The organism is Caproiciproducens sp. CPB-2, assembly GCF_036287215.1.
Lineage (GTDB): Bacteria > Bacillota > Clostridia > Oscillospirales > Acutalibacteraceae > Caproiciproducens.
This window is the reverse complement of record NZ_CP142860.1, coordinates 201,462-222,854: the sequence shown is the minus strand read 5'-3', so window position 1 is coordinate 222,854 and position 21,393 is coordinate 201,462. Positions and strand designations below refer to the sequence as shown.

The 21,393-nt window shown below is 49.7% G+C and carries 21 protein-coding genes and 1 tRNA gene; 7 read left to right on the top strand and 15 right to left on the bottom strand.

The features are described from left to right. The first annotated feature begins 1 nt into the window (after nt 1). The 5 genes from VXK30_RS01090 to VXK30_RS01070 all read left to right on the top strand — a co-directional run bounded on the left by VXK30_RS01090 (nt 2) and on the right by VXK30_RS01070 (nt 4,286). Nucleotides 2–919, top strand: a complete 918-nt coding sequence (locus VXK30_RS01090) for a S66 peptidase family protein (RefSeq protein ID WP_275717755.1) — start codon at nt 2–4, stop codon at nt 917–919. 1 nt (nt 920) lies between these two features. Beyond that, nucleotides 921–1,721, top strand: coding sequence for a serine hydrolase (locus VXK30_RS01085; RefSeq protein ID WP_275717756.1), 801 nt, complete (start codon nt 921–923; stop codon nt 1,719–1,721). A 1-nt stretch (nt 1,722) separates the two neighbouring features. Beyond that, nucleotides 1,723–2,538: a C40 family peptidase gene (locus VXK30_RS01080; protein ID WP_275717757.1), complete on the top strand. Its 816-nt coding sequence runs from the start codon at nt 1,723–1,725 to the stop codon at nt 2,536–2,538. A 120-nt stretch (nt 2,539–2,658) separates the two neighbouring features. Then, nucleotides 2,659–3,399 (top strand): transposase, encoded by a 741-nt coding sequence (locus VXK30_RS01075; protein WP_275718016.1) that lies wholly within the window; start codon nt 2,659–2,661, stop codon nt 3,397–3,399. After that, nucleotides 3,360–4,286: an IS3 family transposase gene (locus tag VXK30_RS01070; RefSeq protein WP_329494549.1), complete on the top strand. Its 927-nt coding sequence runs from the start codon at nt 3,360–3,362 to the stop codon at nt 4,284–4,286. The genes VXK30_RS01075 and VXK30_RS01070 overlap by 40 nt, the downstream gene beginning before the upstream one ends. 111 nt (nt 4,287–4,397) lie before the next feature. On the opposite strand, the gene VXK30_RS01065 is transcribed toward VXK30_RS01070, so the two are convergent. After that, the gene (locus VXK30_RS01065) at nt 4,398–5,654 is read right to left on the bottom strand and encodes a peptidoglycan-binding protein (RefSeq protein WP_275714737.1); all 1,257 of its coding nucleotides are present in this window, start codon (nt 5,652–5,654) and stop codon (nt 4,398–4,400) included. A 20-nt stretch (nt 5,655–5,674) separates the two neighbouring features. Then, a complete protein-coding gene (locus tag VXK30_RS01060; protein WP_275714739.1) occupies nt 5,675–6,925 on the bottom strand; it encodes an ATP-binding protein in 1,251 nt (416 codons plus the stop codon). A 254-nt stretch (nt 6,926–7,179) separates the two neighbouring features. Here VXK30_RS01060 and VXK30_RS01055 point away from each other — a divergent pair, with 254 nt between their 5' ends. Continuing rightward, the gene (locus tag VXK30_RS01055) at nt 7,180–8,001 is read left to right on the top strand and encodes a hypothetical protein (protein WP_275714741.1); all 822 of its coding nucleotides are present in this window, start codon (nt 7,180–7,182) and stop codon (nt 7,999–8,001) included. A gap of 78 nt (nt 8,002–8,079) precedes the next feature. On the opposite strand, the gene VXK30_RS01050 is transcribed toward VXK30_RS01055, so the two are convergent. Both VXK30_RS01050 and VXK30_RS01045 read right to left on the bottom strand, forming a co-directional pair. Further along, nucleotides 8,080–8,688, bottom strand: a complete 609-nt coding sequence (locus VXK30_RS01050) for a hypothetical protein (protein ID WP_275714743.1) — start codon at nt 8,686–8,688, stop codon at nt 8,080–8,082. Between the two features lie 18 nt (nt 8,689–8,706). Beyond that, nucleotides 8,707–9,153 (bottom strand): cell wall hydrolase, encoded by a 447-nt coding sequence (locus VXK30_RS01045; RefSeq protein ID WP_275714745.1) that lies wholly within the window; start codon nt 9,151–9,153, stop codon nt 8,707–8,709. 558 nt (nt 9,154–9,711) lie between these two features. Here VXK30_RS01045 and VXK30_RS01040 point away from each other — a divergent pair. Further along, a tRNA-Ser gene (locus VXK30_RS01040) sits at nt 9,712–9,800 on the top strand. 137 nt (nt 9,801–9,937) lie between these two features. On the opposite strand, the gene VXK30_RS01035 is transcribed toward VXK30_RS01040, so the two are convergent. From VXK30_RS01035 to VXK30_RS00985, 11 genes are all read right to left on the bottom strand, one after another. Then, nucleotides 9,938–11,290 carry a tyrosine-type recombinase/integrase gene (locus VXK30_RS01035; protein ID WP_275714747.1) on the bottom strand — a complete coding sequence of 451 codons (1,353 nt, stop codon included), beginning with the start codon at nt 11,288–11,290 and terminating at the stop codon, nt 9,938–9,940. A gap of 99 nt (nt 11,291–11,389) precedes the next feature. Beyond that, nucleotides 11,390–11,608 carry a helix-turn-helix domain-containing protein gene (locus VXK30_RS01030; protein ID WP_275714749.1) on the bottom strand — a complete coding sequence of 73 codons (219 nt, stop codon included), beginning with the start codon at nt 11,606–11,608 and terminating at the stop codon, nt 11,390–11,392. Nucleotides 11,609–11,610: 2 nt separating this feature from the next. Next, entirely contained in the window at nt 11,611–11,967 is a 357-nt protein-coding gene (locus VXK30_RS01025; RefSeq protein ID WP_275714751.1) for a type II toxin-antitoxin system PemK/MazF family toxin, read from the bottom strand. A gap of 640 nt (nt 11,968–12,607) precedes the next feature. Next, nucleotides 12,608–13,066: an RNA polymerase sigma factor gene (locus tag VXK30_RS01020; protein WP_275714753.1), complete on the bottom strand. Its 459-nt coding sequence runs from the start codon at nt 13,064–13,066 to the stop codon at nt 12,608–12,610. Between the two features lie 1,516 nt (nt 13,067–14,582). Then, on the bottom strand, nt 14,583–14,852 hold the full coding sequence (locus tag VXK30_RS01015; RefSeq protein ID WP_275714755.1) for an HPr family phosphocarrier protein: 270 nt from the start codon (nt 14,850–14,852) through the stop codon (nt 14,583–14,585). A 53-nt stretch (nt 14,853–14,905) separates the two neighbouring features. Beyond that, nucleotides 14,906–16,627 (bottom strand): phosphoenolpyruvate--protein phosphotransferase, encoded by a 1,722-nt coding sequence (ptsP, locus tag VXK30_RS01010; RefSeq protein ID WP_275714757.1) that lies wholly within the window; start codon nt 16,625–16,627, stop codon nt 14,906–14,908. A 305-nt stretch (nt 16,628–16,932) separates the two neighbouring features. Further along, nucleotides 16,933–17,880 (bottom strand): aldo/keto reductase, encoded by a 948-nt coding sequence (locus VXK30_RS01005; protein ID WP_275714759.1) that lies wholly within the window; start codon nt 17,878–17,880, stop codon nt 16,933–16,935. 15 nt (nt 17,881–17,895) lie between these two features. Beyond that, complete coding sequence (locus VXK30_RS01000; RefSeq protein WP_275714761.1) at nt 17,896–19,083, bottom strand: 2-dehydropantoate 2-reductase N-terminal domain-containing protein; 1,188 nt, start codon at nt 19,081–19,083, stop codon at nt 17,896–17,898. 68 nt (nt 19,084–19,151) lie between these two features. Further along, complete coding sequence (locus tag VXK30_RS00995; protein ID WP_275714763.1) at nt 19,152–19,976, bottom strand: PTS system mannose/fructose/sorbose family transporter subunit IID; 825 nt, start codon at nt 19,974–19,976, stop codon at nt 19,152–19,154. Then, nucleotides 19,963–20,748 carry a PTS mannose/fructose/sorbose/N-acetylgalactosamine transporter subunit IIC gene (locus VXK30_RS00990; protein WP_275714765.1) on the bottom strand — a complete coding sequence of 262 codons (786 nt, stop codon included), beginning with the start codon at nt 20,746–20,748 and terminating at the stop codon, nt 19,963–19,965. The genes VXK30_RS00995 and VXK30_RS00990 overlap by 14 nt, the downstream gene beginning before the upstream one ends. Continuing rightward, nucleotides 20,745–21,239, bottom strand: coding sequence for a PTS sugar transporter subunit IIB (locus tag VXK30_RS00985; protein WP_275714767.1), 495 nt, complete (start codon nt 21,237–21,239; stop codon nt 20,745–20,747). The genes VXK30_RS00990 and VXK30_RS00985 overlap by 4 nt, the downstream gene beginning before the upstream one ends. Between the last annotated feature and the right edge of the window lie 154 nt (nt 21,240–21,393).

The following is a 21,393-nucleotide window of genomic DNA, read 5'->3' as shown; positions in this document are numbered from 1 at the left end:
CATGTTTACGCCGAAACCACTGTTCCCGGGCGCGCGCGTCGCGCTGATCGCCCCGGCCGGCCCGGTTCCCCCGGAGCGCTTCGGCCCGGCGGTCCGGGCGGTGGAAGAGCTCTCCTTAAAGCCCGTCATCTTTGAAAGCTGCCGCAGGGCGCACGGCTACCTGGCCGGGGACGACCTGCTTCGCGCCAACGACGTCAACGCGGCGTTCGCGGACGGGGAAATCGACGGCATCCTCTGCATCCGCGGCGGCTACGGCGCACAGCGCCTGATGAACCGGATCGACTGGAACAGCATCCGCAGGCATCCCAAATTCTTCTGCGGCTACAGCGACGTCACTTCGCTTCATATCGTTTTGAACCAGCAGTGCCGCATGGTCACCTACCACACCCCCATGCCCGCCACGGAATGGTACCGGGGCATGGACGAGTACACGGCGGACAGCCTGAAAAAGGTGCTGTTCGGCGGAAAAACCGGCGAGCTGCGCAATCCGGACAATATGCCGGTTCAAACGCTGGTCGGCGGATGCGCAAGGGGAATCCTGACCGGCGGCAACCTGTCGCTTGTGTCGTCGTCGCTCGGGACCTGCTATGAAATCGACACCAAAGATAAAATCCTGTTCCTTGAGGACGTGGACGAAGAGCCGTACCGGATAGACGGGATGCTGAACCACCTGAAAATGGCCGGTAAATTCCGCGACTGTGCCGGGATCCTTCTCGGCTCCTTCACCGGCTGCGCGGCGGAGGACCCGCAGAAATCGCTGACGCTGCAGCAGGTTTTTGAAGAACTGCTCGTGCCGGAGCACAAGCCCGCTCTGATGGATCTGGCCTGCGGGCACAGCCTTCCCAGCATGAGCCTGCCGCTGGGAAAGGAAATCGAAATGAATTCCATCTCCGGAAAAATCACGGTATTGGAGGGATGATATGAAACGGGATGCACTGCGTGATTACGCGGAAAACGAAATTCAGGACATCAACGCGAAGGTTTCGCTTCTGGTATACGACTTCGATCAGGACGAAACGCTGCTCTCCTTTCATGAGAAAGACCGGGTGGTCTCGGCCAGCACCATCAAAACGCCCATCCTCCTGACGGCGCTGGACATGGTACAAAGCGGAAAACTGTCCGTCGGGCAGATGCTCCGCCTGCCCGGGGAAGAAATTCTGGACGACACCGAAGTGTTCGACCGCGGCGTGCGGGAATACCCGCTGGAAGAGCTTCTCACCTGGATGATCATCAACAGCGACAATACCGCCACCAACGTGCTGATCGAATTTCTGGGTATGGACGCCGTAAACGCCTACTGCCGGAAGCTGGGGCTGGAAGCCACCGTTCTCGAGCGGAAAATGCTCGACTGGGAGGCGATCAGACAGGGCCACAACAATTACACCAGCGCGCAGGACCAGCTGACCGTGTTTCAGAGCCTGCGCCGCGCTTCGATCCTGACGCCGGAGCTTTGCCGCCGCGCGCTGGGGATTCTGGAACGCCAGCGCGATTTCAGCATGGCGCTGCGGTACATCGCCGACCGGGACTTCTCCGCCGCGCACAAAACCGGCGGGCTGAATTATCTGAATCACGACACAGGCATCTTTTCCTTGCCCGGCCACGAATATTATTTCGGATGCTTTGTCACCGACTCCACGGACGATACGGAAGAAAACCCGCTGTCCAAAAAGCTGATCGGCAGGCTTTCCCGCAAAGTCTACGACTATTATAAAGAGGGATGACATGGAATACGCACTGATAAAAGAGGCGATTGCGCCGCTCATGGCGCTGCCGGACCGCAGCAGCGAGCTGACCGACGAGGCGCTCTGCGGCATGACGGTGGAAATTTTAGAACGGCGGGACGGATGGGCGCGCGTGCGCACGCACTACCGCTACGAGGGCTGGGTGATTGACGCGTCGCTTTGCTTTGGGGAAGGCCTTGTCCGGGACTGGAACGCCGCCCCGAAAAAAACGGTCCTGCAGGCTTACGCCGACGTGCTCGACGAGCCGAAGGTGCAGGGGCGTTTGGTGGGCTCAGTGACCCGCGGCGGCCTGCTGAGCCCCGTGGGACAGCCGGAGGACGGCTGGCAGCGCGTCCGCTTCTGCGACGGGCGGGAGGGCTTTACCTGGGGCGCGTTCCTTGGGGAACATCTCACGTCATGGGACAAGAAAGATGAGCCCGCTCTGCGGAAGGCGCTGGTAAACACCGCGCTCGGCTATTTCGGCACACAGTACCGCTGGGGCGGGAAAACGCCGCTCGGCATCGACTGCAGCGGCCTGTGCTCCATGGCGTATCTGATGAACGGGGTGCTGATCTGCCGCGACGCGCACATTCTGCCGGAATTTCCAATGCATGAAATCCCCTTCCAGGAGATCAAAGAAGGCGACCTGCTGTTTTTCCCCGGGCACGTTGCCATGTACCTCGGCGACAGCCGGTACATCCACGCGACCGCGGGCAACAACTGCCACGGGGTCGTCGTCAACAGCCTTGACCCCAAGGCCCCGGATTACCGGGCCGACCTGCCCGGAAGGCTGCTCTGCGCGGGCAGCATCTTCTGAAAAAATATCCGCCCCGCTGTGTTGTGCAGCGGGGCGGTTTTCCGTATCTCGGAAGAAACGGTCCTATTCGTGAATAAAGGCCCTGTACCATTCATTGATATGCTCCCTTTATGAGAGACAGTGAAAAAGAAAAACACTGTTGATCATGAAGGGAGCATTTTGATGTCAAGTAAGTCAAAAATAGCAATTGCGAAAAAGGTAAGAATCACCCGGGAATATATAACTGGAAATATCTCAAGGGAAGAAGCCGCGAAACGGGCGGAAGTCGCACCTGATGTCATAACAGATTGGGCACGGATTTATCGCCAAGAGGGAGTTCTGGGCTTTGCGTCAGGAAAAAAGAATCACGTCTACAGCCAAGAGCTCAAAAAGCAAGCGGTGCTGGAATATTTATCAGGCGGATGTAGTCAGCACGCCATATGCGAGAAATACAAAATCCGGTCAAGAAAACAACTTCGATGTTGGATAAAGAAGTATAATAATCATGGAGAATTCAACTCCGTCAAGCATTCCGGAGGAGGAAGCTACATGAGAAAAGCACGCAGCACAACGCCAGATGAACGTATTCGAATCGTGAAAGATTGTATTGCATCCGGTAAAAATTACGGCGAGATGGCGCTTAAATATAATGTAAGCTACCAGCAGGCACGCACCTGGACGCTGAACTTTGAGAAAATGGGTGAAGCTGGTCTGCAGGATAGGCGTGGGCAGCGAAAAAAAGATCAGGCACCACGCACAGAGTTGGAGCAGGCACAAATTGAGATCGAACAACTTAAACACAAGCTGTATCTGGCGGAAATGGAGAATGCCCTGCTAAAAAAATTGGACGAGGTGGAGAGGAGGGATGCCTCTCGCAAGTAAGGCAAGGCCATATTTACACATCCATAAAAGAATGCCGTGCGGAAGCGGGATATCCCATCGAGACTGCCTGTAAGCTACTTCATGTCGCCCGTTCCGCCTACAATAAATGGGCGTCGGGGAACCAAAGCCGCAGGATTGCCGAAAACGAGTGGCTTGCGGAAAAGATCGAGAAAATCCATATGGAAAGCCCAGACAAAGGCTACCGCCGTATCAACGATGATTTGCGACACGACCACGATATCCACATCAATGACAAGAGGGTACTTCGCATCTGTCGGGCAAAGAACATAAAATCCACCATCAAGTACAACAACCACGGTTGCACAAGGCAGGCAAAGAATCCGCAGTATCTTGCCGAAAACCTTCTTGACCGCCAGTTTTTCGCCTCTCAGCCGAATGAGAAGTGGCTCACCGACGTTACTGAATTTAAGTGGTACGAAGGTCTTGAAGTACACAAGGTTTACCTCAGTGCTGTTTTAGATCTCTATGACAGGCGCATCGTAGCTTTCGTAATTAGTGAGCGTAATGACAATCCTCTCGTATTCAAGACCTTTGACAAAGCTGTCGGGAAAAATCCGGACGCACATCCCCTGTTTCACAGTGACCGGGGATACCAGTACACGAACCGTACTTTTCATCACAAAATTGACAAAGCCGGTATGACACAAAGCATGTCCCGCGTGGCACACTGCATTGACAACGGTCCAATGGAAGGCTTCTGGGGCATTCTGAAGCGTGAACGCTATTACGGCAAACGGTTCACCAGCAAACAGGCTCTTATCCAGATGATTGAGGATTATATCCGCTATTACAATACCCGGCGTGTTCAACGTAATCTGGGTGTCCTCACACCGATGGAGAAATACGAACGTTATCTTGCTGCATAAAAAGTGGACAGCAGCTTACGCCACTGTCCAGAAAATTTTTATAGTTTTTCATTGTCCTCTTGACGGGATGCGGTTCACATATAGAATGTACAAGGCCTTTTATGTTTTTCCTCAATCCTTACGCGGAACCGGGTTTGCCGAATACAGCAGCTTCAGCATCTCCGGGTCGGCAACGCCGGTGACCACAAGTCCGTTCAGCAGCTGGAAATCCTTCACGCTCTGCTCGGTGCCCTCGGCGAATTCGCCGGTCGGGGTCACAAACATATAGCCGAGCTCTTTCAGCCGGTTCTGCATCTTCAGGACCTCGTCGTTCTTATCGCCTTTTTTCAGCGTAAGATTGGTATTTCCCGCCGCCGTGGAAGAAGCGGAGGAAGAGGAACTGCTCTGATTGCCTGTAGAGGCAGAAGGCTGGGATTCCGTACCGGAGGAAGACGGGCTGGACGAAACGGACGGCGCGCTGGAAGCCTCCGTGCCTTCGAGAAGCTCCGGATAAACGGTTCCGGCCATGAAGCTGACCGCCTCGATCATCCCCCTGCCCTGCAGGAGCATCCGGTTCGGGTCCATTTCGTAAACCCGGCCCTCCCTGACCGCGCCGAGCTTTTTGTACTCCTCGGACGCCGCCAGCTTTGCCTTTAAGCCGGTCGGGCAGAATATGTATTTCGGATCCGCCAGCAGCAGGGCGCCGGCGGAAAGCTGATTTCCCGTACCGTCGGAAGCGGCGTTGACCAGCCCCGCGGATTCAATCAGCTTGCCCTCCAGAGTGTCGCCGGTAACGGCCCCGCCCTGTGTATCGTAAAGATACGCGACGGTGGTCGGCGTGTCGCTGGAGGGGATAATGCGGCTGATATCGTCAATGGTAAGGAAAATCCCCTGAGAAACTTTCCTGCCCTTTTCATAACCGGTTTTCGCGCCCTTCATGGCCGCGCCGACCTGGGAATAAAGCCTGTCCAGGTCCTCCCTGCCGGTCGCTTTCGCGACGGTGAGCACCGCGATCCCTTCTTTGTTCAGCGCGGACAGCTGTTCGTCGGTGGGCTTGGCGTCGGTAAATACCAGCTGCGCCCCGAGGGCCTTGATTTTCTGCGCGTCGTCCAAAGTCACGTCCGGCAAAACGGAAAGGTCGCTCTGGGTGCACTGCGCGCTCTTCGCCTTCAGCTGGGCTTCGTACCCGATCGCGAGAATCACGTCGGCAATGTTCGGAGAAAGCACCGCGACCCCCGCCGGTTCCTCACTGATGGTGACGTTCCCGATGGTTACCGGGAAATCCTTGGTCCCGGCGCCGGAAGAGATATCGTTTTTCGGCCCGCAGGCCGCAAGGGCCCCCGCGGCAATGGCGATACACAGAAATACCGCCGTTATTTTTTTCAGCATGGTATGCTCCTTTCCGTCTCTTATGAAATCTTCTGTCCGCGCCTGATACGCGCTTCCGCGTCGTCGATATACTGCCTGGCGCAGCGCGGGGAACGCCCGCCGCGCGCGGTGGCCCAGCGCTCCGCCCCTTTTTCCAGCTCGCTCATGTGCGCTTCCAGCCGCCGCTGTCTTGCCAGCAGCCGGATAATCTCCAGATAGCGCTCCCTGTCCGGCAGGGTAAAGCTGATGGAAAGTCCGAAGCGGTCCGCCAGCGAAAGGCTTTCCTGCATGGTGTCGCCGCGGTGGACTTCGTCGCCCTCCCGGTCGGAAAAGGTCTCCCGCACCAGATGGCGGCGGTTGGAGGTGGCGTAAATGAGCGTGTTTTCCGGCCTTGCCGCCAGACCGCCCTCCAGCACCGCCTTCAGCGCGGCATAAGTATCGTTCTGCTTCGAAAAAGAGAGATCGTCGATAAAAATAATGAATTTCATCGGGATTGCGGCGATCTGATCGACCAGAAGCGGAAAATCCATCAGGGATTCCTTCGGCATTTCAATCATCCGCAGGCCCCTTGTGTAATAGGCATTCAGCAGCGCCTTGACCGTGGAGGATTTTCCCGTCCCGCGGTCGCCGTACAGCAGGCAGTTGTTGGCGGGGAGCCCCTGTAAAAAGGAAAGGGTGTTGTCCGTCGCCAGCCCGCGCTGCAGCTCGTACCCTTTCAGGTCGGCAAGCGACGTTTTGTCGGGATACGCGACCGGCTGGATTTTTTTATCCCGCCAGATAAACGCGCGGTAGCGGGCATACATCCCGCAGCCGTTTTCGCGGTAATATTCCGTCATCTTCCGGATGCTGTCCTTCAGGTCGCCCTGAAGCGCGCTCACCGGTTCGCCGGTTTTCCACCCGGGCAGACGCAGCGGGGAAATGTCCTGTTCAAACCCGCAGCCGTTCAGAAGCTGCTCCGGGGTGATCGAAGAAATATCCAGAATAATCCGCAGGTCGCGTTCCACCGCGTTCATCAGCGGCTGCGGAAAGCCGGTGGTTCCGGCCGCCGCGGCAAGGGAATACGCGTTTTCGTCATACAGCGCCGTGCCGGTCATGCACCCGGCAAAGTTTTCGCTGTACCCGCGCTCGCAAAGCACGGCGAAAAAATCCCCCCAGGCGTTCAGAAATTCCTCCTCGGACCGGTCCGCCGACCAGAGAAGCCGATAAAATGCTTTGGGGACCGTGCGGTTCAGAATGCCCTTATAAACGGAAAGGGACGCCATTTTCGCTGCGGCCAGCTTCCTTTCATTCATGCAAAACTCCCTTTCAATCTTTATAAACTTAATATCTGTTATTTTACCCTTGTTGCGGGTATTATGTCAAGTTATGGGATGCAATTGGGTTGCGATTCCAGTAAAAATTTGATATGATATTCATAATATATTAGTTTTATTTCAGTTTACGAGACAAAATGTGTTCCTCCCCCGCCGAAGGCGGGGGAGGAACACAATCTTGTCGTAAAATCGACTGAAAATGCTGTAGGGAAAGAGAAATAAAGAGGTAAAGGATGAAGATTTCAAAATTTGTAAGCTTCCTTCTGGCAGCGGCGCTTTTGCCGGGGCTGTCCGCCTGCGGCACAAAAGCGGACGCCGGCGTGCTGATGCGCGAAGCGAAAACCAACGCCAACGCCATTCAGAACTGTACCGCTGCCATTGACAATACGCTGGAATTCACCGCGGACAGCAAACCGTACACCTATCAAACCGGCAGCACCAGCGTTTACTGGGCGAAGCCGTTCGCACTGAAATCCACCCAGACCTCGCTTCTGGGCGGCGTAACGGGCAGCAGCGTGTCTTACACCGTCACCGAAAGCGACGGCGTATGGTTCTATTCAAACGCGGGCAGCGGCTGGCAGAAGACCTCCGCAGAGGGCGTCGCCTCCACCCCGCTGGAACAAATCGACATTCTGCGGCTTCTCGGCAATGTTTCCGGTCAGAAATATGTACGGGAAACGGTATTGGATTCGCAGAAGGTACATAAAATAGAACTAACCTTCCAGAAGGAAGTGCTGCGCAGTACGATTGAAAATATCGTCACCGCCACGGGCATGTCCCAGGGCTCCCAGACGGTGGTGCAGACCCTGCTGGACAGCGCGCCCCCCATTTACGGCTACTGCTACGTTGACGAGGCTTCCAGCCAGATTGTGAGGGTGGAGCTTGACGCGACCGAAGCGGTCAACAAGATTTTTCAGAATATAGACGGAAGCGGTACCGCGGTGACCGTCTCCAAATGTGAGATCAGCGGAAATATCGAAGGAATCGGCAAGGCGCCCGCTGTGGAGCTGCCCGCCGACGCCTCGGCCGCCCGAACGGTGCAAGCCGCCGGTTAGAGCAATCGCCGGTTTCACTCCCTTTTACGGGCCCTGCGGCTTGCACGGGCCCGTGAAGGGAGACAAAACACTTCCGAATTAATAGTAGAACCTGATAAATTTGATATTGTAGAAATCGCACGCAAGAATGTCGTCGGTCCGGGTCTCCCGGATCAGAATATAGTTGATACCGACACCCAGCAGGGTACCGGTCCGGTCTGTCAGCGTATTGGTTCCCACCAAAAAAGTAACGAGTACCGGCCGGCCGATCTGCGTTCTTAAAAAACCGTTCAGATATTGCAGGCTGTCCGGCGTAACCACGCTCGGCGGCATTCCGGTCTGAACCTGTGTCGCCGACGTTGTCGCCTGCTGACCGCCTACCGTTTGCGGTACCCCGTCTCCGGACTGCCGCATGATCCCTATGCCCGATTGCGGCGACGGCATCTGCGGCATAGCGGCGCCGGTTTGCTGCCCGGTCCCTGTGCCTGTCACGGATTGCAGCATTCCCGTCTGCGGAAGGGAAGCCACGGGAAATTGCTGGGCTGATTGCGCAGGCTGCTTCTGCTGTTGGATAGGATTCATATAATTGTAGCTCGCAACGGCTTCCATGACAGACGGCGTATTTTTCATGGTTTCCGCCGTGGGATAAAGAGCGGCCTGGCATGGGGGCATTTTGTATTCGCCGACCGCATTATTATTGTCCATCATTTTGATTCCTCCTTAGAATCATGTAGTCGCGTATACTGAGGTAGGAGAATAGTAACAGTGCTGATTAATTCTGTTGAAAATCACGCCGGCCCCTCCCGGCGGGAAGTAAGGCGGGCATTGGGGATTAAACGGGTTGAAGTAGAAGAGGGAGTTTCCGACACCGGAAAAAATGTTCCCCGCGATCGCCCAGTCCGCTATTGCATAGTGGACTTCCTCAGGGTCCATATTCCATACGTTCTGAGCATTGTAAGCGCCGGCGACTACCTCTTTCATGCAGGTAAACTGGCCCTGCTGTTCAATAATGGCGCGGATATCGCCGCCGTTGCTTACGCGGGCAAATTCCCCGTTAGGGACCTGTGCGCGGTTGACAATCACGGAGGCGACTGCGCGCATCCCGTTGTCTCCTTCTCCGCCCGCTTCGCATTTGATTAGTTTCGCTAAAAGTTCTCTTGTTGTTAATGGCATATTATCACCTGATTTTAGAAGTTGTCTAATGGCATAATATGTTCTTTACTGCTCTTCCGGCACAACATCCTATGCTGTGCCGGAATTTTTTACAGTCTTATGAAACTTGAAAAACACTTGACTTTTACGTCCCGAATCGATAAAATGTATAAGTGGCTCTACAGTAGCCACCGGAATTCTTATCATCAGCGTTCATATGGAAGCGTATCGAAGTGGTCGTAACGAGCCGCACTCGAAATCAAAACCGTTTTTCGTAAGCCTCTGCTCGGAAAGCCTTGATATGACTGGGTTTTTCGGGGTTTTATAATTTCATATTTTACTCGTTCTCCCCATCTGTTCTCCCCAATTTCTGAGGTGAGCTGATGTGAGAAATATACGGAGCGGTATCGAAGTGGTCATAACGGGACTGACTCGAAATGAAGGAGGTCGAGTGGAAGTATCACAGCCCGAAAGCCGCATGAAATCAGCGTTTTTCCCGCTTTCGGAGTTCGAATAACCTCAAGTTTTGGGGCTGTTCTATCTGAGTTCTATCCGAGAGCGTTTGAAAATTTTATACATGGAGAGGTATCGAAGTGGTCATAACGGGGCTGACTCGAAATCAGTTTGACGGCAACGTCACATGGGTTCGAATCCCATCCTCTCCGCCATTTGAAAGCCTGCAATCTCAAGGGATTGTGGGCTTTCTCCCTTTTTGTGCAGTGTTATTTTTCTTCTTGCTCCGTTCATGGTTCTATCCACCACTTTCAAAAAACCGTCTGTTTACGGGCTTTTTGAGCTGTCAGTTCTATCCGTTTGTCAATGCGGTTTCTCTTGCCAAAAGTTTTCCCGTCAATGAGTTGCCAATAATCTCGGCGGTCTGTTTCTTGGAGTGATACTCCAAGTGGCCATAGGTGTTGACGGTGGTGCGGATGTCGCTATGACCTACCCAATCCCTGATCCGCTCCATCGGGACTTCATTCGCCATCATCAGCCCGACACAGGAGTGGCGGAGGTCGTGAAACCTCACATGTGGCAATCCGGCATTCTTCAGCAAGATGTTGTGTCTGCTTGTGATATAGTCCGGGTCGATGATTTCCCCTAACTGGTGAACGCAGAGATAGCCAAGCCATTCCCGGTTATAGGAGTTCCCGCAAAGTTCTCTCAGTTCTTTGTTCTCCGCGATTTTCGCCTTCACTCGTTCTTCAACATACGGGATAAGGGGATAGGTACGGTTACTCAAATCGGTTTTTAACTTGTCAGACTGGATATACAGCTTCTTGCCGTCGATGACTGCTTTCGTAACCGTATGGTTTGCCCGAAAAAATCCGTGCTGAAAATCAAACTGTGATTCCCGCGTTCCCAAACACTCGCTGCGACGCATACCGTAAAACCCGCCGAGCAGAATTGCTATTTCAATGATGTCGCCCTGAATAAACTCAAGGTAATGCTGCATTTGCTCAGCGTTCAGCGTGGCTGCGTTATACTTCTCAATCTTGTGCAGGGTAATTGCGCTGTTAGGGTTTACATCAATCATCTTCCGGCTGATAGCGTAGTTTAGCGCCTGATTAATGAGCGTGTAGTCCTTTGCGACAGAGGCTTTCTTCAAGCCGTTTTTAAGACGGTTGGAGTAAAACCCTTTCAGCAAATCTACCGTGACTTCCTGCACTGTGCAGCCGTAGGCCATAAAGGTCGGGTACAGGTTGTGCTTGATATTGTCCGCATAGCCAGCCCATGTGTTGAGCTTGATTTGCTTATCAAAGTTAAAATCCTCGCCAATCACAATATTGCTTGGATGGCGAAAGGCAAGCCATTCATTTAGCAAATCCGCAAACAACGGACTTCGGGGCTGTTCCACAGGGGTGTTGTCCTCCGCTTTTTTTGCGGTGGCTTTTTGGGAGTTGGCGGTGGGCATTTCAGCCACGCCATTCTTTAAGTCCACCGAATATCGGATTCTTTCCGACAGGCATTTGCTTTCCGCTTCCTCCTTATTTTCCTCGGTGGCTTCAAGCTCGGTAGAAATCCAAAGCGGTCTGCGCTTGCCGTCCTCATCCTTGCGGTTAAGGACAATGTAATAGAGGTTCTTTTTGACGGTCACAAAGCCGCCGATCAATTCATCCTCGGTCAATCTGACCATTTTAAGCATTTTGGTGAGTTCCATTATGCTCCTCCTTTCAAGGATACTCACCGCTTGCCGTTGACAACATAATTTTAGCACAGCGATGAGCATCCTCAAAATGTACGATTTTTCTTTTTGGCTTTAATCTGCGCCAATCCGCAAATAGCTCAATAAAAAAGGCTTGGGGATTCGATACGCCCTCCCAACCTTCAAACTTTCGATTTTATTCTCTTGTATCAAAGCGTAGCCTGTTTTTGTGCTGATACCGAGTATTTCGCACATCTGCTTGATGTCCAAAACATCGGGATAGCGTCTAAGCATAATGCGATAGGCTTTCTCCTGGGATAATCGTTCACCCATCGTCACACCCTCCCCGCAAGCCCAACGCTGACCGCTAAGGCCCGGTCAATCTTGAGCATATCCTCCTGCCTGAGTGCGCCGATGTAATCTTTGATCCGCCTCTTGTCAATCGTGCGGATTTGTTCAAGCAGGATGAGGGAATCACGGTCAAGCCCGTTTCCTGTTGGAAGCGGGCAATGGGTGGGCAACATAGCCTTGCCGGGTTTGCTGGTGATTGCCGCCACAATCGTAGTGGGACTGTGCTTGTTTCCGACATCGTTCTGAATAATAAGAACAGGGCGGATACCGCCCTGTTCGCTACCGACAACGGGGTTTAAGTCGGCATAGTATAAATCACCCCGCAATATGAATTTGTTCATGTAGAGTAACCTCCCTTGAAAATTCACACCGAAATCGGTATGTAGGGAGGCCGGACAGCGCAGCTTTTAAGAGATGGGAAGCATAGAATAAGCTTTAATCCCTGCCGATCTGCTTGCTGTCCGGCTCCTGTATTTTCAAAGCGTGATATTTGTCCTCGACACCCCTCACGCCTGTGGGAAGTCATCAAACGGCGGCTTGCTATACCGCTCCACGGGAGTTCCACCCTTGCATGGGTTTCATGCAACCGCTCTCATTGCCTGCGACGGCTCACGGCCTCACGGCCGCTTCAACGCTCGGGCTGTGACTGAACGGGAGTACCTTTAATTCCATTGCCTGTCGTCGCCGTACCGGGGGCAACCCGGTATTGATAGCCGGAAGTTCTCGCTCACCGTTACGGAAGAAAGGACAAGCAGGCAAAAAATAAATGTATGGCCCTGTTTCCTGCCTTTCCATAACGGCATCATGGCGCAACCGCTAATGTGGCTTATGCTTTTGGCGAAAGCAATGGGGATGTGCTTGATGAATGGGTATTCAGTTTTCAAGCTGCAACCCGTTCACCGTCCATTGAACGGGAAACAGGTGAGAAGGAAATTACCCTCTCACCTGTTTCCACACTCAGAAGCGATTTTTCAACCCTGATTATTTGAAAAGTATCTTGATTACGCTTTCCGCGGCTTTCACCGATTTCGCAACTGCTTGGAATGTGCAATCTTCCATTTTGGCGATCTGCTCGTGTGTCAGCCCAAATTCATGGTACAGAACAAACCGCCGCCGTTGGACCTCGGACAACTCTGCGATGGCCTTTCGCAAACGCTCGTTTTGCAGGCTGTCAAAAGCCGTTTCTTCAACGCTCTTTGGCGGGTGCGTCGCCCGGTTATAGAGCGTTTCGTCTGTCAACTCGGACTGCTCAATGTGACGCTCATCAGAGCGGCGAAAATTGCGTTCCACCTTGACAAAGCGCAGAAACTCCAGGTAAACTGGACGGGGCACCTCCGTTTCTCTTAGAACAGCTTGTCCGTCCATGAAGGCCACATAGTAACGTGTAATACCCCCGACAACCTCCGTGCGCAGGGTATAGGGATTTGTATTATCAAACATTGTCCTTTCTCCAATCTGAATTTTTTTGGAAATTCAGATTGGAGGGGTGGACTGCGGCAACCCACGGCAAAAGCGGGCTTATTCCACAAAAGAGAAAAAATCGACAATAAAAAACCCGATTGGAAGAAATCCAATAGGGCTTGTGTTTTTATAACTCTTATCGATAGATATGTGTGTATACCATGATGGCTGAAATATCCCATTGGTGGATAAAGACTTTATTTAACAAGCTACCGATTAAGATGATATGTAGATAGATGTCCGCTTCATCACGCTTGACCGCTTTCTAACAGCGGTCGCCAAATCGGAACTTGCATATTGAACAGACATAAAAACGCCCTCCAAACCTCGCAAGTCTGGAGGGATAAATGCAATATTTGAACATAGGGAAAGGCCCGCCAAACTTACGTTTTTTTGTTGGGCAGGTGATCCAAAATGTTTAAACAGAAATCGAAATTCCGCTATTTCCATTTGTACTCGTAACCATACGGAATTTCCAGCCTGCTGCAAAGTGTCACTTTTCGACAAAGGAAACGGCGGCTTTGAGCTGTGAACCGCCGTTTAGTTATCTTAATTTATACCTATAATTATTACCTAAATAACGGTTTAATTTTAGTTTTCAAATAGTAAATCAATGTGTTGCCAGTATAAGAATGAGAAACCTCCATACTATATTCCTGTATTTGGTGCAATAGGTGCAATATATGTTTTCATATAGCAGCCTTCCGTACATTTTCGGTTAGTGAAACGGCATAAGAGCAGAGCGATTGGAGCTTTCCAAAATAGGGTGCCACATAAGTCACTCTATAACGCAACCGATGGAATAAGAAAAAATATCCGACACGGCAAGGGCATCATTGTCTTTATAAGAACACCGATGTTAACCCATCTTTTCCTGCCGAGTTCATTTTAATTGAGCAGTTAATGGAGACAGAGTTAATCACATAAAAGACGAGGAAAAAGGCAGAAAGCGCAGCGCCATAAGGGCAGTGGGAGATTTTTGCAAAACCCCTTCCTAAAATAAATTTTGTCTCCGGTTATTGCCTTGGGTCAACTATAGCCTTTTCCTCCTTTTTATATAAAAAACAAGGTATAAAACAACCACAATTAAAGCGGCCGTTTTATACCTTACTCTAAAATGGACCCGCGTTAAAGCTACATAATTTTATCTGATTATAAAGAATTTTTGTTATTATTCCCTACTTGTTGTGCCTTGCCAATACGGTTTAATCCGGAGAAGAATTGAATAAAAATAATTTTGTGCTGCTAGTAAGTATCTTTAAGTTTTCACAATCTCCCAAATCGACTAGCACCCTGAAGCGGTGAAGTGCATATGAACATATTACCTTTTTATTATGTTGAAACGCGTAAATTCCCGGATGACATTGCGGATGCACTCGGTCTTTCACTTGTCGTCTTTTGTGGCGGCTCAATGTGAATTTTTTCAGGGGGAACATCGTCGTATTTCTCGCAGAAAACATGGAATTTGCCCCTTTGGGGAGAAGAAGTCGTGCAATTATTCGCCAAATTTGGAATTGATCAAAGCCACCAAGGCCTCCACGGCTTCTGTCTCATCTTCACCCTCGGCATGAATTTCCACTTTCTCCCCTTGGGCAAGGCTGAGGGAAAGAAGCATAACGATGGATTTGGCGTTAGCCTCTTTTTTATCTGAAAGCTTTTTTATAACAATCTCGGATTTAAATTTACTAGCACAGTTAATAAATTGGGAAGCGGGGCGTGCATGGAGACCAGTTTTGTTTTGGATAGTGATTTTTTTATAATACATTTTATTTACCTCCTGCTCGGGTCTGCAATAAAAAAATAGTCAATGCTGAAAACTTATAGGATATCTTTCAATTGTTCTTGCAAATAAAATTTCACCGCTTCAGAGTTGGGTAACATACGTCCGGCTTCCGCCAGAATATGAGCCTTTTCCAATGTCAAATGACAGATCAGCTTTTTGGTTTGAGCAATAGAGGCAGATCCCATAGAGAGACGACGTATTCCCAAGCCGATAAGTACAGATGCTCCTAGCTTATCGCCTGCCAATTCGCCGCAGACACCCACGGGTTTGTTATACTTTTCAAACTGCTCCGCCACATACCCGATCAAGCGGAAAAGTGCCGGGTGGTAAGGCTGATAATATTCATGGACAGCTGGATTCATCCGATCCACGGCGGTGGCATACTGAGTTAAATCGTTGGTGCCAATACTGGCGAAATCGACCTCCTTAGCTGCCATATCTGCTATCAAAGCAATAGAAGGGATTTCCACCATAATTCCGATTTTAATATCTGGGCTGTAGGCAAATCCCTGCTTATCCAGCCGGGCCTTAGCGCTTTCCAACATATCCTTAGCTCTGTGGATGTCATCCATGCTGCTTATCATAGGAAACATCAGCCATAGGTTACCATAGACGCTGGCCCGTAAGCAAGCCCGCAGTTGGGTCAAAAAAATTTCAGGCTTTTGCAGACATAGACGCAAAGCGCGATTGCCTAAAGATGGGTTCTCTTCCTGCGGCAAATTTAAACATTCAAGCTTTTTATCGCCACCGATATCCAAAGTGCGGATGACCACGGGACGCCTGCCAAATTCGGTAAGCACCTTCTTATAGACAGCCAATTGCTCTTCTTCGGTTGGCAGTCGATCCTTCCCCATATAAAGAAACTCGGTTCGGAACAGACCGACACCATCAGTATAGCGGCCACCCTCCAATTCCTGAGCATCGGCGGATTCGATGTTCAGCTCAACTTTCACGGCAATCCCATCGGCAGTAACAGGCTGTGCGGTCAAATAAGTCCTTACCTTCTCAATTTTAACTGCAAATTCTGTCTTTTCCCTTTCGTAGAAGGCAATCTCTTCTGCTGATGGCGAGGTTATAACCTGTCCTTCCACGGCGTCAACAATAATGGTTTTCCCCGAAGGCAGCAGAGCCATGGCGTTTTCCATTCCCAACAACGCAGGGATTTTGTAGCTGCGAGCTATAATGGCACTATGGGAGGTGGAGCCCCCTACTTCGGTTACAATGGCGAGTACCCTTTCGCGGTCTAGCGTCGCAGTGTCGGAAGGTAGCAGATCGTGTGTTACCAAAATAATCGGGCGCTCCAAGGTTGAAAGATTTTGTTCCGGCAATCCCTGCATACAGCGCAGGAGGCGGTTTTTTACGTCCCGCAGATCCGCCGTCCGTTCTCGAATCAGCTGATCCCCAGATTGACCAATACAGCAGATGTATTTTTCGTAGGTTTTTTCAATCGCCCAATCGGGGGCGCTGTGCTGAGTGCAAATTTCGTCCCGGATTTCTCCGCCCATCACGGCGTCAAACAATATATCCAGATGGGCCTGAAAAATCTTGGCTTTCTGCGAGTCGTTTCTGGAAAGATTGCCTACAACCGTTTCCAGTTCAGCTTTGGCTGCCGCCCGGGCGGTTTCGTATTTTTGCAGAGCGGTATCCGTCTTACCATGAACGAGTTTTCCTGGAACGATTGTAGGAACGAAAGGAATATAGTGGAAAGTTTCTCCCACAGCAATGCCTTCCGAAACGGGATTTCCTTTATACATCATTTTTTTACAAATTCTCCTTATCTTTAGAATTTCGCCATAGCAGCGATTTTTCAAAAAACACGGTCCTATCCACATTCGTGGGCCTTTTCATTTTGAAACGACATTATAGAACAAAATAGAAAAGCCAAAAACACAAGATAATAGAACCGAAGAACAGGATGGTGTGTTATGCGGAAATATGATAAGGGACTTAATAAGGTAAGCCGGTGCGATAAGAATATGCCGGCCGATATCCCGGCGACAGTTTGGATGAAGGCTCCAAGAAATGACGCCTTTGACGGTGCTATTTTATATCCAAAATGAATTTATCCAATTTTCAGATCATTCAAAGCTTTTGTAATGAGTTCAATGTCTCCGTTTTCAAGCTGCCAATCAAAAGCAGCGCAATTTTCCTGTGCTTCTTTTGGATTCCTTACACCAACAAGTGCCGTCCCAACAAAAGGCTGTTGTGTAGTCCAGTTGATGACAATCTGGGAAAGAGGTCGCTTATATTTGTAAGAAATTTTATCCAGCAATTTTAATAGTTCCATAACTTTAGAGAATTTTGGCTCTCGATAAAAATCGTAAAAGCGTACACGAGTATCATTGGGATCAAAGTGGGGAAGAGAACGAATCGTGCCTGTCAAAATACCGGCGCCCAGCGATCCATAGGTCATGGTGGAGATACCACGCTCATAGGCCCAATTGATAACTTCACGCGCTGATTGATTGACCATTGAAAAGGGCGGCTGTATTACATCAAGATCAATATATTTCTGGACTTCCTCCATCTGCTCAATGGTGTGGTTCGAAACTCCGATAAAACGGATCTTTCCTTGTTCCTTCAGCTTCTTCATCGCGGCCATAGTCTCTTCTACCGATGTTTGGGGATCTGGCCAATGGAGAAAATAGAAATCGATGTAGTCGAGGCCAAGACGCTCGAGAGATTTCTCACAAAATGCCAGTACACTATCATAGTGAGCATCTCGAATAACTTCTCCGGTGTAACCGCTGTGGTATGTACCAAACTTTGCGGTGACATAAACCTTATCACGTATCCCTTTAAGGGCTTCACCGACCAACCGTTCAGACGCTCCGTCGCCGTAAATAGGGGCGGTATCAATATGATTGACCCCGGCATCAATCATTGCATGAATAGCGGCGATAGAGTCATTGCGATCCACCGGGCCATAATTTTTACCGCCGATTGCCCAAGTACCTACAGAAATGACTGAAATGTCTACATTTGCTTTTTGAAATTTCTTATAGCGCATTTTTGAAACCTCCACTTATTTGCTCAATTTAGCATGTATAAGGGCAAGATAATGTCCCTTTATCAATCCGGCCAAAACATAATCATCTTCTGTTAGTTCACAATACTTTTCAATCGCCGCATCGATTCCGTTTTTCGAAAGAAAAGCATTCATTTCCGCACTGTCGGCCTTCTCTTCATGGGCACATAGGAATATATATGCAATTCCACGGGCTATCTCGAACGGCAAGATATGATGTTTGAGACATAGCAGCGCCGGGCCCACGAAACGATTTTGGTGAGAAACTTTCTCCACTGCATTCGCAGCCACACGGGAAATCGGATCATGCGTCAATACCTGGGCTCGTTTAAGTGCATTCAATCGCCAAGTGTCCTCTTCCTCCGAATTGAATCCATACTCTAGTGACACAGCGCGTTCTGCTTCAGAGAAAGCTGCTTCAGATGCCCAGGAGATTTCAGATATCTTTGAACATTCGTCCAGATAGTCACATCCGCAGGCTGCTCCCATATAGGCGGTCATGCAGTGTTTCATATTAGCGACAAATAGCTTCCGCACAAGATATGTCTCTGCTTTAGGCAGGAGAGATACCTTCGGTACATCAATATTCCCAATGAATGTGTCCTGATTGATTTCTAGGCGCCCTCCTATAAAATTTGCAGCTACGGCAAACGGATCCCTTTCTAAAATTTCCGATGAAGAAGGCATCCCGCCTATGGATACGAGCACCTGGGAAAGTCCGGTCTGTTTCCGAAGATAGTCAAGCGCCGACCCGTTTCCGTCAAGAGATCGTTCCAGATACTGATGGAATATTTTTGGAGTGTGGAGGGTATTTGTGCATAGAAGAACATTAAATGCCGAAGTGCTTTTGCTGGCTGCTTTCATACAGATTGCCGACGCAATATGCCGACATACAGATTCAAATGCGCCGGGATAAACACAGCATGCAATCAAATCAGTCTCGGCTATCGATTTTTCAAGTGTTTGATGGTCTTCTGTATCAATCACACTGAAATGATTGATCTCCATCTGTTCTTGACCGTTATCGGTATATTTTACAACAAGGTAGTGTCCGCGTTTTGAAAGGTTCCGCATCCGTTCCGCTGCAGCGTCATAAAATGTGATACTATACCCGGCTTCATAGAAAAGGCTCGCAACAACACCTCGGCCAATATTTCCCGCACCTATAATTAAAATTTTTTTCATAATAAGCCTCGTTTATCTAAATTTTTTGTTAAGAGTCGCCTATATTATATAGGCGACTCTTTATGCCTTCAGATAATGCCAAACGCACCAAGCGCCGTACCACAGATTAAAATTCCAATGATAACTGCAAGAACACTAACTTTTTTCTGTAAAAGCCAGTAGACAAAACCCGTAAGTCCCAACGGAAGAAGTTTAGGCATAACGCTGTCAATGAAACTCTGGATGGTTGTCTGTGTTTTGCCTATTGTAATCGACATCGCCAAGTTCAAATTAACATTGGAAGCAATCATTCCTCCGACTACCATCAAGCCCACAATAGTGCATGCATATGTAATTTTCTCCATGATTTTCGAACTTTCTACATCGTTCAAGACCTTTGTGCCCATCCTATAGCTTCCGTAGAAGCCATAATACCGCACCAGAAAGTTAGGAATATTAAGAATGAGAAATATTAATATTGGACCAAGAATGCTACCGGACATGCAAAGTCCAGCTGCCATACCGGTGCCAATGATCCTCAGGGTGCCCATAAACATAGAGTCGCCAATACCAGCAAGAGGCCCCATCAGTGCAAGCTTTAGGGCTCCGATGGAGGAGACATCAAAGTTGGGATTGTTAACATTTTCCTCTTCCATAGCTACTGTACTTCCAAAAATGAATCCGCTCATATAGGGGGCAGTGAGAAAGTATTCTAAATGCCGCTTCATTGCGGAAACTCGATCTTCTTTTTTGCTATAAAGCTTTTTGATTGCCGGCAATATGGCATAGCAAAAGCCCACGTTTTGCTGCTTAGGATAGTTATAAAAAGCGCTGAAGGAAATACTGCGTAGAAAGATCTTTCTCAGATCTTTTTTATCCAGCTTCTTCTCCCCATTGCTATTAGAAATCATCATCTTTCCCTCCTGCCTGTGTCGATACAACTGTGTTATTAGTAGTTGAATAGCCACGCAATGTGAGCATAATAAGCGCGAGCATGACGCCAATTAGAGCAATGCCCATTGTCGGAATCTTAAGATAGGCCACCAATAAGAATCCCAGGAAGAAAAACGGCATAACCGCCTTATTTCGAAGCATACGAATCAGAAGTGCAAATCCAAGGGCAGGCAACATTCCCGTAGCCTTAGGAAGAGCCTCGGTAATAATTGCCGGAATGGCACCGACAATTGCCTTAACTGCACCCTGGCCTGCAAAGAACACCAGAGCCGTAATGATCGCAAACCCGCCGGCATAGAGGCCAACTGCCCAGAGATTAAAAATAATTTCGATTCCTCGCATATCATCATGCTCGGCACGTTTCACACACAGGTTTTCCAACAGAGGAGTGATCACACCCCAAGACACCGTTTTCATAGCGCCACCAAGCAGTGCTAGCGGCACTGCCAGCGCAATCGCGGCTTCTGTACTTAGTCCTGTTGTGATAGCGAAACCGGTACAAAGCACCGCGGCAGTGGACATATCAGGCGAAGTCGCAGACCCCACAGAGAAAGAGCCAATAAATATTAATTCCAATGCAAAGCCTAGTATAACACCTGTCTGGATATCACCTAAAAAAACGCCCACCAACGCTCCGGCAAAAATAGGCCGTCCCAAGTTCACCTGACCAAAATAAAACTCCAATTTGGTAATAAACGCCGCTAGTGCAACACCTATAATCTGAGCAATCATCTTTTTTCCCCTTTCTCAGCTAAAATTTTGGCGGTCAATACAACGGTGGGGTCCGTCGGTACCTGTCTACACTCAAGCGTAACTCCCCTGGACAGCATTACCTTGAGACATTCCATGTCTTCCGGTCCGCAAAAAATGACACGCTCCATGGTTACCGCATTTTCTTTGGGTTTTGTTCCCCCCAGGTTAACGGATTGAATTTGCGGGCATCCTCTTGTAAGACGTTCCGCATCTGGTATGCTTTCCAGCAGAATGAATAAATTGTATTTATCAGTAACGCCACTGTTGATCGCTTCGATTGAATCGTCAATGCTCTTGAATACCAACTTGGTCCCGGCGGGATTAGTTAGCTTGAGCATTGTCTTTCGCATATCGTTGTTTACTACATCATCATTCGCAATCAGAATACAGTCTGCATTGACAGAGCGCATCCAAGTAAACACTACCTGCCCATGAAGCAGCCTATGATCTACGCGAACACACCGTATCATTTGACAACCCTCCCTAAAAAAGAATCAGAAATTATTTAAGAACCCTCTTCATGAACGTTTTGGCTGACAGCAGCTCAGAACTATTTATGCCGGCAACCATTGCGATATTTATCGCAGAAATGACATCCGCATCGAATGAGGATACCGATTTTAC